This is a genomic window from Bradyrhizobium sp. WSM2793 (genome assembly GCF_000379585.1).
Lineage (GTDB): Bacteria > Pseudomonadota > Alphaproteobacteria > Rhizobiales > Xanthobacteraceae > Bradyrhizobium.
In genome coordinates, this window is the sequence record NZ_KB902778.1 from 134,962 (window position 1) to 149,718 (window position 14,757).

General features: G+C 63.2%; 10 protein-coding genes. 1 reads left to right on the forward strand and 9 read right to left on the reverse strand.

The window, feature by feature from the left end; all coding sequences use genetic code 11:
• Positions 1-65: 65 nt before the first annotated feature.
• Positions 66-1,046 (forward strand): DUF4424 domain-containing protein, encoded by a 981-nt coding sequence (locus A3AS_RS0113770; RefSeq protein WP_026201978.1) that lies wholly within the window; start codon positions 66-68, stop codon positions 1,044-1,046.
• A 7-nt stretch (positions 1,047-1,053) separates the two neighbouring features.
• On the opposite strand, the gene A3AS_RS0113775 is transcribed toward A3AS_RS0113770, so the two are convergent.
• Genes A3AS_RS0113775 through A3AS_RS0113815 form a run of 9 tightly spaced genes read right to left on the reverse strand, consistent with a single transcriptional unit; the run spans position 1,054 to position 14,677 of the window.
• Positions 1,054-2,865 carry a serine/threonine-protein kinase gene (locus tag A3AS_RS0113775; protein WP_018318167.1) on the reverse strand — a complete coding sequence of 604 codons (1,812 nt, stop codon included), beginning with the start codon at positions 2,863-2,865 and terminating at the stop codon, positions 1,054-1,056.
• Positions 2,862-3,638, reverse strand: coding sequence for a PP2C family serine/threonine-protein phosphatase (locus tag A3AS_RS0113780; RefSeq protein ID WP_018318168.1), 777 nt, complete (start codon positions 3,636-3,638; stop codon positions 2,862-2,864). Before A3AS_RS0113780 ends, A3AS_RS0113775 begins: the two co-directional genes overlap by 4 nt.
• Positions 3,639-3,644: 6 nt before the next feature.
• Positions 3,645-4,346, reverse strand: a complete 702-nt coding sequence (tagF, locus tag A3AS_RS0113785) for a type VI secretion system-associated protein TagF (protein ID WP_018318169.1) — start codon at positions 4,344-4,346, stop codon at positions 3,645-3,647.
• Positions 4,343-7,894, reverse strand: coding sequence for a type VI secretion system membrane subunit TssM (gene tssM / locus A3AS_RS0113790; protein WP_018318170.1), 3,552 nt, complete (start codon positions 7,892-7,894; stop codon positions 4,343-4,345). The genes tagF and tssM overlap by 4 nt, the downstream gene beginning before the upstream one ends.
• A 42-nt stretch (positions 7,895-7,936) precedes the next feature.
• Positions 7,937-9,469 carry a type VI secretion system protein TssL, long form gene (gene tssL, locus A3AS_RS0113795; protein WP_018318171.1) on the reverse strand — a complete coding sequence of 511 codons (1,533 nt, stop codon included), beginning with the start codon at positions 9,467-9,469 and terminating at the stop codon, positions 7,937-7,939.
• Entirely contained in the window at positions 9,466-10,803 is a 1,338-nt protein-coding gene (gene tssK / locus A3AS_RS0113800; protein ID WP_026201979.1) for a type VI secretion system baseplate subunit TssK, read from the reverse strand. The genes tssL and tssK overlap by 4 nt, the downstream gene beginning before the upstream one ends.
• Before the next feature lie 47 nt (positions 10,804-10,850).
• Complete coding sequence (tagH, locus tag A3AS_RS0113805; RefSeq protein ID WP_018318173.1) at positions 10,851-12,227, reverse strand: type VI secretion system-associated FHA domain protein TagH; 1,377 nt, start codon at positions 12,225-12,227, stop codon at positions 10,851-10,853.
• A 12-nt stretch (positions 12,228-12,239) separates the two neighbouring features.
• Positions 12,240-12,752 carry a hypothetical protein gene (locus A3AS_RS0113810; protein ID WP_245283198.1) on the reverse strand — a complete coding sequence of 171 codons (513 nt, stop codon included), beginning with the start codon at positions 12,750-12,752 and terminating at the stop codon, positions 12,240-12,242.
• Positions 12,753-12,808: 56 nt separating this feature from the next.
• Positions 12,809-14,677 (reverse strand): type VI secretion system Vgr family protein, encoded by a 1,869-nt coding sequence (locus A3AS_RS0113815; protein ID WP_018318175.1) that lies wholly within the window; start codon positions 14,675-14,677, stop codon positions 12,809-12,811.
• Positions 14,678-14,757 lie beyond the last annotated feature (80 nt).

The following is a 14,757-nucleotide window of genomic DNA, read 5'->3' on the forward strand; positions in this document are numbered from 1 at the left end:
GCCGTATGGAGACGAGCATGCTGAATGGACCGCTGCCCCGCGCGTCGTTGCGGGTCCGAGCCTTGATGGTCGCGCTGTTGGTTGCGACCAACTGGCCGGCAGAGGCCAACGACTCGGCCGCCGAATTGTCGATCGGAGGGCTCCAGTTGGTTCGCACCCGCGATGTGGCCATGGAGAGCGAGGACCTGCGTATCGCACTCGACAGGATCATCGTTCGCTATCAGTTCGCCAACGTCACCAACAAGCCGGTTACGCTAACTGTGGCCTTTCCGCTGCCCGACATCGACCTGTCGGAGGCCGATAACATTGCGCTGCCGTCGAACGACCCGGTGAACTTCGTCGACTTCGAGACCAGGATCGACGGCAGCCCAGCGCCGCTGACGATTGATCAGCGCGCCATGATTGGCGACAAGGATGTCAGCGCACTGCTCCGCCAGCTCAAGCTGCCGCTGTTGCCCATTGGCAGCCGCGAGATCCGCGTGACCGACCTCCCGGCAGCAATCCGAACCCGACTTGTGGACGAGGGACTATTGATGCCTGCCGGAATGAGCGACAACGGCCGTCAGCAATATGCTCCAAGCTGGGTCACCAGGACGTCTGCCGTGCGGCAGCAGGTGTTTCCGCCCTCGCGCACCGTTGTCGTCGAACACCAGTATCGGCCGAGCGTCGGCTCCAGTGCTGACACCATACTGCGCCTGGGCCTGCGCCGCAGCAACGCACTCGGCCCGGAAGTCGCGCGTTACCGGAAGGATTATTGCGTCACGGACGGGTTCCTTGCCGAGCTTGACAAGCGCGCCGGCGACGGCACGGCCAACACCGCTAAGCTGCAGGAGCGGCGCATTTCATACGTGCTCAAGACCGGCGCGAATTGGGCCGGGCCGATCCGGGCGTTCAAGCTGACCATCGACCCAGGTGGCAGCGACCGCATGGTCAGCTTCTGCCAGGGCCGGCTCAAGGCGTCCCCGACCGGAATCACGCCTGAATATACGGCAAGCGATTTCAAGCCGGATACCGACCTGAAGATCCTGGTGATTGGAAAATTCTGAGCGCCGATCAGTTCGTAAGCATCACGTAGCGGGCGGCTGCGGTGATCGTCACGTGGTTGCGCTGGGCGTCACTCAGCGCCTGCAGGAAGAACGTGTCGGCAGCCGTCGGTCGCGGCTGGCGCAACGAGTCCAGAACCTGCGGAGTCGCTACGGCCAAGATCAGTTGCGGACCGCTCGCGCGCGGGACCGGGAGCGAAAACGACAGCGAGTCAATACCCGGCTTGAGAAGGTAAGACAGGCTTTGCACCTCACCGCCATCCGATACCACGAGCAATTCCACCACACGATTGGCGAAGTTTTCGATGGTACCGTTGAGAGTTTCGCCAGCCTTCAGTTCCGTCGCTGACAGGGTGACGCGCGGTACTCGCACCTGATCGCTTCCCACCTGGCTCAAGAACTTGACGGCCGGGCACTGGGCCTGGGTCACCTGCCTGACGCCGACCGAAGCCTCAAATCCCTGGTCCCGCCGAAATGCCTTGTCGAACGTATCGAACGGGGCCGTCGAGGCGCCGAAGCCCTCGATCACGGCGGCGGTTTGACTGACCGCAACCGGCAAAATGAAGAAGCAATCGCCGCCGGAATATTGAGTTACATATTTGCGGATGCGCTCGGCTCGTCCCTGCCCCTCGGCTGGCGGAGTGGGCGTTACCGCCGGCGGTGGTGACAACTTCACCGGCTCCCGACCGCCGGGCTGTGGTGCGGAGGGCTCGACTTTCGGCGGCGACATTGTCCCCGCGAGTTTCGGAGGCGGCGGCAAGCCCGCCACGCCAGGCGCCGACCAGACCAGCTTATAGAAGGCATATCCACCCCCGCCCAACATGAGCAGCACCGCGGCTGCGCTAGCATAGAGCCAGAGACTGCGCGGCCTCTTCTGCGCGGTTGAGGGCGCCCTGTCCTGCCAGGCCGGCGCCGCGCTTTCCGGCGGCGCCAGCGGATCGAAGCCGGACAGCGACGCGGTGGATGTCTGAGGCGGACCTGTCGGCGTCCATTTGGCGACCTCCGCCATGGTCGCACGCAACGCCGGATCGGGCTGCAGCATCCGCTCCAGCAAAGGCCTGATGCGCATGTCTATCGCACCGAGATCAGGCACACGTCGGCGCTTTTCCACCAGTTGAAACTGGCTTCCGCCCATGTCGAGCTTCTGTCCGGTCAGCGCATGGAACAGCACGAGGCCGAAGCTGTAGACGTCGGACTTCGCCGTGATCTCGTTGCCGTACAGGCCGACCTGTTCCGGAGACGCGTAGTTGTCCTTGCCGGCGAAGCCCGAACCGATGATGGTCTTGTCGCCCATCTGGGTCGATCGGGCGATACCGAAATCGATGATCTTGGCGCGTCTCACATCGTCGAGCGGCACGATGATGTTGTCCGGGGAAACGTCGCGATGGATGATGCCGTGCTCGTGGGCGGCCTCCAGCCCCGATGCAACGCGCTGCATCAGCCTGACCAGCGCCTCGAAAGTCAATGGCCCTTCGTCGAGCATGTTCGAGAGCGAACGGCCGTTCACGAACTCCATCGCGAGATACGGTCGCTGCAGCACGGGCTCCACGGTGAACAGGAAGTAGCGAACGATCGCGTCGTGCGGGAGATTGTGAAGCGCCGCTGCCTCCCGCCGGAACAGCGCGAGCGCGGCCTCGTTGTCGACCATGTCGGGCAGCAGCATTTTCACCGCAACCGGCGATCCGGTCTGGATTTCACGGCACTTGTAGACCTCACCCATGCCGCCCGCGCCGATCACCGCTTCGATCTCGTATATGCCGTTGAGGCGGGTGCCGGGCAGCACACCGCGGTAGCCCGACGGGAATGGATCGTTGACGGTCATGGTTGCGGCTCCCGATCCAGCGGCGATCTTGTCGGTTCTGAGGATCGCGGCACCAGCAGCCGCACAACCACGATCGTCACGTTGTCGAGTCCTCCCCGATCAAGAGCCAAAGCGAGCATGTCATCGCAAGCCGCCTGGGAGTGCCGCGTGGTCGCGTGCTGCAGGATCTCGTCGTCCTGCATATGCTTGGTCAAGCCGTCGCTGCAGATCACGAAGACGTCTTCCGGCTCGGCCGGACCTGTCACGACCTCGAACTCCGGATCGTCGGCGACGCCAACAGCCCGGGTAATGGCATTGCTCGGCCAGTCCTTGACGTCTTCGCGCGACACCGCGCCGCCGGCAATCAGTTCCTCCAGCTCGCTGTGATCATGCGATACCTGATTGATGCTGCCCCGGTTGACCAGGTAGACCCGGCTGTCGCCCGCCCATATGCAGGCATAATAGCCGTCGCGCACGAGCAGAACCGCCGCCGTGGTGCCGACGGTGGCGCCCTGCCGCTCCTTGCTGAGCGACAGGATCTGCCGGTTCGCGTGGAACAGCCGCTCCTCGCACTGCGCCAACAAGTCGGCGGCCGAGTCCGGCAAGCCGATCGTGTTAAGCGACTGCACGACGATGCGGCTGGCGAGATCGCCGGCTTCGTGACCGCCCATACCGTCGGCGACGGCCCACAGGCCGACATCGGTCCGGACCAGGCACGAATCTTCGTTTCGCGTCCGCACCCGTCCGGCATGAGTGACGCTACCGACATCGAACAAGGAAGGGACATGCATCATCGCCCGTCACCCCGTCCCGGATGCTGTACGGCCGAGATCGCCGGTCAGCAGTGTGGAATAATGAAATGGATCAGGCAATCCGCGGCAAGCGAGCGCCATTGATGGAAAGCCTTCGCCACCCGCGGTCCACCAGAAACTTGCCGCAGCATAGATCTGCGGACTGGCAGCGGAAAGCGCGGCAAAGGACTTGGTGAATGCGTCATCCGCGGAAACCGCTCCGACGGTTGTTGCGCCCAGTGCGATCATTTGCGAGTCTTCGGCGATCGGCGCCTGCGGTCGCGGCACCGCGAGACGATCCAGGGCATCCGATATCTGCTCAAAGGTTGAAGTTTGATCCAGGGTCGAAAGCAGGAACGCCTCCGCCTGCCCGTACCATTCATCCTGAGGATCGACGCTCGGCGGCGGCAGTAAGGCGCTTTCGTCCGACACCGCATGCAGCGTCAATGGATAATACCGCCCCACCCCGTCGAGCGAAGGCATCACTGCCCCCGCCACCGTCGTGCCGCAGATGGCGGCGCCAAGCCAGAATCGCCAGACCGGTGCGGTCAGGAACGCCTGCTGCCAGCCCGGGCCAAGCTGATGACGACTGGCCGACAGCGCAGACTGCACCCATGGCTCCCAGGCTTCCAGGAAGCTGCGCGGGGTGGCGATCGCGATGAAATCACGCTTTGCGCCGATCTTGCCGAATAGCCCACAACGCATGGTCATATTCCGGTCGGGCAACGAAACTCGCGGAGCACCGACAGGTTGAGGGGATTGCGCAACGACCCGGTCGAAATCTGATAGTTGAGCTCGCGCCCCGCGACGATGAAAGTCGCGCTGGCGGTTTCCGCTTTCACCACCAAGGATCCAGCCTCCAGCATCCGGAACAACGACCAGGGACCGATGCGCTCGAGCACGGATGGCGGCCCGAAATCGTTGCTGACCGAAATTGCCGTCCGCGGCGACGGACCCGGCCAGAGGACGGTGGTCGGTGCGTTGCTCTGAGGCTGCGGCGGTGGTGGCGGAGGTTGCGGCCCGCCGAACATGGACGAAGCCGTGGGCGGGCCCGGCGTGACCGGGCTGGTGATCGTCGTGCCGCCAATCTCGGTCTTGACCGTCACGCCCGGTCCGGATGCCCCGGGCGGCCGGATCGCGAACGACACCGCGGGCACGCCACCGCCGGTCTGGAAGAAGGCGTCGCGGACATAGGCCGCATTCTGGAACTGCTTCAGCGTGTCGGGCGAGAACGATCGGCCGACGGGACTCTCCTTCCGCCACGTCCAATCTGATCGCGAAGTGTCGGCGTAAGACGCCAGGAACTGGGTGAAGAATTTGTCCATGACGCCGTTCGGACTGAAAAGCTTGGCGAAGTCGGCGAGTGGCACCTCCTGATTGCTGCCGCGGACGAACGGATACCGGTTGGTCACCGTCTGCTGGCAAACTGGCGTGACCTGATCGCGCAGCGCCTGCAGGATCTGTCCGGCAGTCGAGGCGGCAATGCTGCCCTCGAACTCCGCGGCGGTCGCGCGCAGCATGTCGGAGAACGGCGGCGGCATGCGCGAGGCATTGTTGCGCAGGGCCGCAACCTGGCTCTGAAGCGAAGCGGTCGCCTGCGCGGTCAGTTGCGGGTTCTCGATGATCAGCGTCAGATTCTGTGCGATATCGTTCAGGTTGGCGATGGTCGAGTCGATCGGCCGGCGGGTGCTGTCGCCTTCCAGCACCGCATGATATGGTTTGAACTGCGCTTCGATCGTCGTCCCGGGTGGTCCATCCTGGGCGTTGGTGAACAGTGGCGGCGCGGCCACAGCAGGCGTGGCCGGGTTCGTCGCAGCGTTCGCCGGCTTCGGCCGTTCCTTAGTCAGCATCGTCTCGTCACGCACCGATTCCAGGATTTGCCGCATCGGTGAGGTCGGCGCGGAAACCGCCCTTAGCACCTCGTATTTCGGCTTGTCGGCGAGCAGTTTCTTCAGACGCAAGCTGCCCAGCGCGGTTCGCCAAGTCGTGACAAACTCGTTGGAATAGATGTTCAAGAGGTCGCCGGCGAGGTTGTCGTACTGCTGGTCGATGGCCGACTGCTGGCCGGCATCGCCCAGAACCCAGCGTTCCTTCTTCATGCGCTCCGACAAACCTGGCAGCCGGGCGACGAAGTTCTGCTGGAAGCCGTTATAGGTGAAGAACTGGGGCACCCGCACAGCGTCCAGAGGCTGCCCCGTCGTGGTTTCGAACACGACCGCCATGTCAGGACCGCCGCGGCGGGCGGCGATCCAGTCGCCTGCAGTCGATGAGCGAGCCTCGGATTTCAGGAATTCGTAGGCGCGCTGCGACACGCTCAGGCGCGCTAGCGAATTCTGCGCCTGCTTGATCAGCCGGCCGTCCAGCTCGACAAGCGGGGGCTGCTCCGTCTCGAGGTCGAACATCGCCGTGAGGTTCTCATCGAGCAGGCGCCGTCCTTCTGCGTTGGTTGCGCCGGGATAGAGGTTGTCCTGCCAGTCGCGCTGCATCCAGGAGCGGATCAGCTCGCGGTCCGGCGACTGCAGGCCGCCGAGCATCAGATAGACCTTCAGCGCCTCGTAGACGAACGCGGATTCGTTGACCCGCGCGTTGAGCTGCTCCTCCAAACGATACAGCAGGCGTGGCCTGAACATGCGCTCGAGCGCCGCATGATAGGCCGCCTTGGAGGGCGACATCAGCCGGGCGTGCTGGCTGAGCCCGTAACGGGCCGACAGGGGCACCGATTCGTTGCGCGATCCGTAGCCCGCCGGGGCGTTGCGCAGCCGATAGAGCAGTGGCAACACCTTGTCGAGCTCATGATCGTCGATCAGCGTCTGCTTGATGAGAGGCGCTCCGGCGGCTGCATATTCGTTGTCCGCCTGCATACTCTGCGCGATCAAGTCGGAATTGCGCTTGTAGCTGGTCAGCCATCCTGCGATCAGCCCGATCGAGACCAGACCGATCAAGGACAACGCTGCCGTTTTCAGAATCAGTGCGCGGCGCACCGCCGCACGGTCGGTCGAGACCCAGTCGGCCTCTCCGATGATGACCTTGGAAATGAGATCGGCGAGGAAAAAGCTCTTGCCCGTCCCTGAATAGGATCCGGAACCGACCTCCTCCGCGCCGAACGTACGCGCCAGCGACCCGATCAGCTGGTCGATGGGAGTCCCTTGCTGCGTACCCGAGGTGAAGTAGAATCCGCGCAGGTTCGCGTTCACGTGGTAGCGCGTTGGCTCGAAGATCTGGTTGAGGAAGTCGTGGATCTGGGGCTTGAGCCGCGCCATCTGTGCCGGGAAGCCGAACAGTTGCACGCGGTGCTGCGGCGTCGGCTCGTCCTGCAGGCGGTCGAGTGTCTCTTCGCTCAGGCGCTCCAGCAGACGGTCGAACTCGACCGGTATCTGTCCGACCAGATTCTGGGTCTTGTCAGCGGTTTGGAATGTCGCACCCCAGACCTGGCGACGGCCGGCCTCGCCGACATAGGCGAAATATTCGGTGAAGCCGGCAACGAGATCGGTCTTGGTAAATAGCGCGTAGACGGGGAAGCTGACCTTGAGCTTCTGATGCAGCTCGAGCAGGCGCATTCTGATGGCATCGGCGTGAAGCGCGAGCTCCTGCTTCGGCAGCGTCAGCACGTCCTCGATGCTGATGGCGACCAGCACGCCGTTGATCGGCTGGCGTGACCGGCTCTTCTTGAGGATGTCGAGGAAGGCCAGCCAGCTTTCCTTGTCGGCCTTGGCGTTGGAATCCTGAGTGGTATAGCGGCCGGCCGTATCGATCAGCACGGCCTCCTCGGTAAACCACCAATCGCAATAGCGGGTACCGCCGACCCCCGCGACCGCAGCCGGCGTCGCCCCGCGTGCGAGCGGAAATTTGAGCCCGGAATTGACCAGCGCAGTGGTCTTGCCGGCGCCGGGCGGGCCGATGATGACGTACCAGGGCAGATCATAGAGATAGCTCGATTTGTTGCCGCTGGCGGTCTTCAGGGTGGCGAGCGCATCCTTCATGCGCTCCTTGAGAACCGGCTCGTCGCTGACTGGCTGATCTGCCGCACTGATTCCGTCGGCGATCTCCTTGGCATTCTTGCGCCGCTTGAAGAAACTGAAGCCGGCGACGCCCGCCACGGCCGTGATCAGCAGCAGAATCGCGATCTGGCGGATGATGTGGTTCTCGAGCGGATGCCAGTCGCCGAATGCAATGAAGGGACCTGCGAAATAGATCACGGCGCCGAGCGAGCTGAGCCCAACTCCGTAGAGAATGATGCGGATGATATCCTTGGCAAGCATTGATCGGTACCTGTCGCAAACCGCGTGAGCCGTAGAGCCTGCTTATTCGCTGCGTTCGATGAAGATCTCGACACGCCGGTTCTTGGCGCGTCCGTCAGGCGTCGAATTGGGTGCGATCGGCGCGTCCGCCCCCTTGCCTTCAACGTCCACGCGCGAACCATCGGTCAGGCCGGGCTTCAGTGCGGCGGCAACCGCCTTGGCGCGCTCGACCGACAGCTCGAAGTTCGAAGGGAAGCGCACTGTGCGGATCGGCGAGCTATCGGTATGACCGACGACCCGGATTCGTCCCGGCTCCTTGTCGAGGGTTGCTGCGACGCGGGCCGCAACCGGCTTGAAGCCGTCGAGGATGGTGGCCTGGCCTGACGAGAACAACGCGAGGTCACAGACCCTGATCACGATAAAGCTCGCGGTCTGGTCCGCAGTCATGGCACAGGCGGTGTTCTCCTTGGCGAGCGCATTGCGGATGCGCTGCAGCTGGGTAACACGGTCCGGCGGTGGCGGCGGAAGTGGTGGAGGCGGGGGTGCAATGACCTTGCGCTTGAGCTCGATCGGATCGCTGGGATGCAGCGCCAGAGCGACTGCGGCAGCGTTCTCCGCCCGGCTGGCCAGCAGCGTCCGCAGGACGAAATAGGACCCCGTCAATAGCGCGGCGGCCACGGCGGCCACCAGCCAGACCGGAACGCGGAGACGCTGCCGGCGACCGGCCAGCGCCTGCCCCCTCCAGTTGGGCGACAAGTCGCTCACCGTCTTGGGACGGACCCGGCGCAACAATTCGTAGAGGTTGCGCTGGATCACCTGCAAATTCGCTAGCCCGCCTGCCGACGTACGGTGGATGCCCTGGAAGCCGAGCGCGAGACAGGCATGCTGCAGTTCGAGCACTGGATAGTTGATCAGCGGATCAACCTTCAAATGGTCGAGAATCTCGAAGAAACGGACACCACCCACACGCTCGCCGAAGAATCGGCTCAGCATGGAATATTGCGTCCAGACGTGGCGCTCATCGGTCGGGATGTGCTGCACGATATCGTCGGCGGTGGCGCATAGGATGTATTTCGCCGTGTTGGCCTGATGCTCGGAGATCCCTGCCGAACGGATATCCTTCTCGAAGAACTTGATCGCGTCGGCGACCTGCTCCATCAGACTTGCGAATGAGGCACGCATGAGCGCCACGCGCAACCGGCCAAGCAGTTGCAGCAAAGGGCCGGCCGCACGCATCACCGGATTGGCGTTTGGCGCCACCAGATCGTCGACGCGCAACGGCGGTCCAGGCGCCAGCATCCCCTGCTGCGTCGGTGCCTGCGCGGGCGTCGATATCCATTCCTCGGACGGCTGGCTGGTCGGCGCAGAGGCGTAGCTCGGGCGCTGCGGAATGGGAGAAGAGGATGACGGCGAGGAAGGCGCGGGCGCGCCGGGAGACGGCACAGGTGACGGCGAATAGCTTGGGCGTGCTGCGGGTCCCTCGCCCGCCGGAGGCTGAGCGGTGGGCGCCGGCGGCAACCTCCCGCCGGGATTGGGACGAATGATCGTCCGCTCGCCCCGACCGAAAGGATTGACCGGCTTGTCCCTGTCGCTCATGGCCTGTCTTCCAGGATAGCCCAAAGGTACAGCTCGAGCTCCGGCCAGTCGCCGGAGAAATGCATCCCGATCGAGGCCGCCGTGCTGAACTCCGGCCATAGCGGCGACTTGCGATCGAGATAGAAATAGACGTGATCGGTGATGGCCCGGATGTGCGGCGGCGGGGTCGGCAGGTGCACCAGCGTCAACCCTGGCAAGTTGGCGTGCACGATCTCGTTCATCTTGGTGTTCGGGCCGACCTTGAACAAATGCGGGAAGTCGTTCTGGATCTCCACGAGCGGCCGCCGTGCGGCGACCTCCAGCACCAGGGTCGCATTGCGGAACAGCGCCCGATCGCGGATCGGCGACACGAACGCGTTCTGGGCGCGCTCGATGATCTCCAGGCGGATCGCCCGCCGGCCCAGCCGCGCGCTCAGGAAGTCCTGGATATCGCTCACCAGGGGTGTGAAGATATTCTCGAGATCGTCGTGATCGTACGCTGGATAGTTGCGAGCACGGCGTTCTGGTGTGGCAAACGTCGCAAGCTCGCCGGCAAACCTCAACAGCTCCTCGTACAGTCGTTCCGGATGAACGCTGCCCGAACGCTGGAAATGGGTCAGCACGGGAATGGTCCGGTTCAGCACCTGCAGCACCAGATAGTCGACGCTCTGCAACCCGCCCCCGGACGACGGATCGACCGCGTAACGTGCCAGCTCGTCGAGCTTGGTCTCGACCCAGCCGATAATGCGATTGAGCCAGCCGTCGATGATGGGATGTGCGGCGCAGACCAGCATCGGCGGCACGAACTTGTCGTCGAACAGGATGTTCTTGTCGCGCACTTCCAGAATGCGCGCGATGCCGAGTCCCATGTATCCCGGCTTGCTGGTCTTGCGCAGTTCGAACGACAACCGCGGATAAGCGATGTCGATCTCTTCCTCGATGCGCAGCGCCGAGGTCGAATCGATGAAGGTCTCGGACGTACGAACATAGCGACTGGCGCTGTCGGTGCGATCCTCATCAACCTCGCGGGTATTTGGCGCTGCGATCGGCATCATCAGCCAGACGATCTGGCCGGCGGCAGAATCCGGCACCTCGATCGCTTCCGGAATCGGGCTGTCCGCGGGGATGTCGAACGGCGTTCCGTCCGGCATGACGCCGGACGCGTTGCGCACCGCGAACTTACTCTGTTCGGTGAGGTCCTTGTCGATCTCGAGCTGGGCGAATCCCCAGGGGTATGGCGTTGTGTAGCGAACGCGCTTTTCCAGCAAATGTTCAATATAGCGATCGTTCTGCTGCAGATGGTGCGGCCGCAGAAACAGTCCTTCTGACCAGAAAACCTTGCTGTACCAAGACATTCCTACATCCACTCAGCAGCGTTTGGCGACCGCGTGGTCGCCGATAGTCACTTTGAGCCGCCCTTGTCGGCGCGGTCGTAATAGTCCGAAAAATGCAACATGAAAGTATCGATCGGCGCGCTATTGTCGCGGCCGAGATGCGCCTTCCAGCGCGTCAGGAATTCGTCCCAGAGTTTGCCCTTGTTCGAGCCGAACCAGGAGTTTGCGCCGCGCTGAAGCTCGAGCTCGCGCGCCATGAGCGTCGGATCGATGCCGGCGATGAGCTCGTGGACAGCGTGCTGCATCGCCATGTACGTCTTCAACTGATGCGATTTGAGGTCGCCGAAGCCCTGCGCGAAGGCTCGTTGCGCGTCGAGATAGCTGCGCGTCCGCGGCCCGAACAATATGCGCATGGCCTCTTCCGAAGTCGGCGAGAATTTCAGCGGGTTGTTCTCCACGGCCTGGACAGTCGTCTGGCTGGTGCTGCGGGTCAGCTGCTTGGCCTGAGTTCGCGCCTGCAGCAGCGCCATCAGATTGTCTACGGTCATGCGCAAGATCGTGCCGAGCTGTTCGGCGAGCTCCGCGTCGGTCTTGTTGGCAAAGAAATTGTCCGGCAACCCCGCAGCACGTGCCACCAGCCGCGCGAACTCGGTATCGCCGACCGGCTTGGCCGCGGCTGGCCCTTCGCCCACCACTTGTGCCGGGCGGGACTGCTCAACGGGTGGCCGGGCCGGCGATGGCGGCGGCTGGACGGGCACTGTTTCATCATCGGTCCACACCGATGGCCGGCGCGGGGTCGGCATGGCGGGTGGTGCCTCGACCAGTGCTCTCGGCGTCGCGACCGGGCCGGCGGCCCAGCTCATGTCGTCCTGCGCATCGGGCTGGTGCGGAGGCGTCGGCGATTGACGTCGAAACGGATCCACTCCCGGCGCCGGGACGCTCGCGGCCCAATCCAGAAACTCCGGATTGATCGGCCGCGCCGCCTCGCGTGGGTTCTTCAGCTGCTGTGGATCGATCGGCGGCGGCACGTCGCGGTCGGCCGCCCAAAGCTCCTGGTACCCGGCATGCTGCTGGACGGGAGAAGCCCGCGGTTGCGCCTCGCGGTCCGGGACGCGCCCGCCCGCCTCGTGCTCCAGTGAAACTCCGATGATGTAGTGGCCAATGGTAAGTCGATCGCCGTCGCGCAACCGGTGTGGCCCCCGGATGCGCTGGTCGGCACCATTGAGAAAAGTGCCATTGGTCGAGACGTCATGCAGCCAATAGCCGCCGTCGCGAAAATGCACCTCGCAGTGCTTTCCGGAAATCATCCGCGTCGGATCGGGCAACGTCCAGTCGAGGTGACGGTCCCGGCCAATATCGACCGACCGCCTGCCCGTGACCGAAAACGATACAGGGCCGCCGTCCGGAAGATTCGGTTCGTTCTCGATATTGAAGCGAAGCACCATCTCATCGTCTCGTCAGCGCGGAGGGCGCGGTTCGCCGCGTGCCAATTGAATACCATCCTCCAGGCATGCCGTCATTATCCGGTCCCGGGACTCGCGGGGCAGCCGGCAAAGGGCGATCAGCAGGGCCGCTCGCACCGCGCGCGCGGCTTGGTCGGGCTTGGCCTCGACCGGCGCAAATTCTGCCGGAACCACGCTTCCGCCGGACCATCCGGCCGCCAGCGCCAGCCATGTCGCCGGCTGCTCGGGATCGTTGGCATTGCCGACCGCCAGCGCCTTGTTCCGGGATTGCTCGTCCGGCTGCCTGACCCAGGTCTCCACGAAATTCAGCGACCTGCTGTCGTTGGCATCGAACTGGTCGAACATCCGTCGCAACGAGCGGCATCCCCAGGCAACCGCCACGCGCCTGGGCAGCAGATAGGCGCAGAAAGAGACGGCTCCGTGCCAATTGCGCGCATCGGTGGCGTCCTGAAGGAAGTCCAGCGAAGGCTTGTTGACCTCCGCCTTTCCGACGTCGTGGCGCGCCATGGGATAGGCCTGAAACAGATCCTGCACCGTAGCGAACCGAGCCTGGCTCATAGCGGTCAGCCGACAAGAGTTGGCAGGCCGTGGGCGCCCAGCGGTCCCCCGGCTGCTAGTGCCATGGCGCCCTGCGCGGTCATCGCGATAGTCGGCGCGTTGATGACGATACCCGCAGGGGTCAGGATGATCTGGCTGGGGCCAACCTGCAGGGTGATGTTGACGTTCGCCATGAGCGTGATGGTCAGGCCCGCGGTGACGGACTGATCCATCGTCATGGTGATATGCTGACCTCCCAGCTCGATGTCGAGCTTGTCATTGCCGTTGACGAGGGTGGTCTTGCGGGTGTCGCCACCGAACGCGGCTTCGCCGATGGTCCGCGTCTCGGTGTCGCGGACCGTCACGTCGTGGTCCTTCTCGGCGTGCACCGTGATCTTCTCGGAGCCCTTCTTGTCCTCGAAGTTCCACTCGTTGTAGCCGCCGCCCCCCTTGGTGGAGTCCGATTTCAATCCCGCGATCGTCTTCTTGGACGGCAGATCGTAGGGCAGCTTGTATTCGTCGTTATATACGGTGCCGATCACCAGCGGCCGATCCGGATCTCCTTCCAGGAATTCGACGACCACCTCCTGTCCGACGCGCGGAATGATCTGGCCGCCCCATTTCTTGCCGGACCAGACCTGGGCGACGCGCAACCGGCATGACCGCTTTTTCTTCCGGTCCCAGAAGAACCGGACATAGATTTCGCCGAGATTTTCGACGTCGATCTCCTCGCTGGAATTGTCGTCCTTGGTCACCACCTTGGCGGTCTGGACGCCGTTGATCCTCGGCTTCGGCGTCAGCATCGGCGCGCGGAACGGCCGATCACTTGGCAGAAACTCGTAGCTGCCGAAATAGACGTGTTGGCTGGCGTCGCTCGGGCCGCCAGTGCGATAGGATTCGATCGAGAACGAATGGGTGGCTCGCACCACGAGATATTCGACATTCTGCGAGTCTTTGTGGTGCTTTTCGAGCTTAGTCAGTCCGCCGGGGAACAGGTTGACTGCGTCGCCGTTGCCGCGCCGCCGCCGGTCCATGGCCTGTTCGGACTGGAGCTGGATCTTCGCGTAACGCTCGCCGTCGGATTTCTCCTTGAACTTGCCTGGATAGTCGTAAAATTCCATCTCCGACCGCGTGTAGTGCTCGTTACCCTTGGCGTCGCTGATCATCTGCGCGTTGGGCTTCTGGTAGTTGTAGTCGTTGAGCTCGACCTTGCCGGTCCGAAATCGACGCTCCGAGACCCATTCGTAGATGTGTTGCTCGCCGCGCCGATCGGCTCCCGTCAGCGGAATGTAGGGTATCGTGGCAAGGCCGTTGATCGGGCTATGCGACGATTTGGAGTCCGCCAACACCAGCGTGTGCTTGCAGCCCTCGTGCTTGAAATAGTAGTAGATGCCGTGCTGTTCCATCAGCCGGCAAACGAAATTCAGATCGGTCTCCCGGTACTGAACGCAATATTCGAGCTTCGGACAGGAGCCCTCTTCCGTCAGCTTGGATTCATAGTCGGTGAAGCCGCGATCGTTGAAGACTTCCTTGATGATGTCGGGCGCCTTCTTGTCCTGCCAGATCCGGCAATCGGTGGTTCGCGACAACAGCCATAGCCAAGGCCTCAGTACGATCCGATAGCTGAAGTAGTCGTTCTTCACCCCCAGCCATTGGGCTTCCGTGAGAATGCCGCTGAACTCGCGTTCCTTTTCGTGCAGCTTGATGGTCAGTGTACATTGCTGACCGATCGCGCGGTCGAAGTCGAGATCGGCATCCTCGCTGAGACACTCGATGCGATATTCGAAGAGTTCGCTAAGTCCTTCCGAAGCCTCGTATCCGACGAAAACCAGAACGTCTTTGCCGAGAGGCGTCTTGAGCTCGCAGAGGCGGGTATCCTGGGTAAGCTGGCCCATGTGGGCGTTAACTCCCTCTTCGTCCGCGTGATCCGCAGAAGTGCAGATCAGGCGTCATGCAAGAACCACGGAAATCCCTT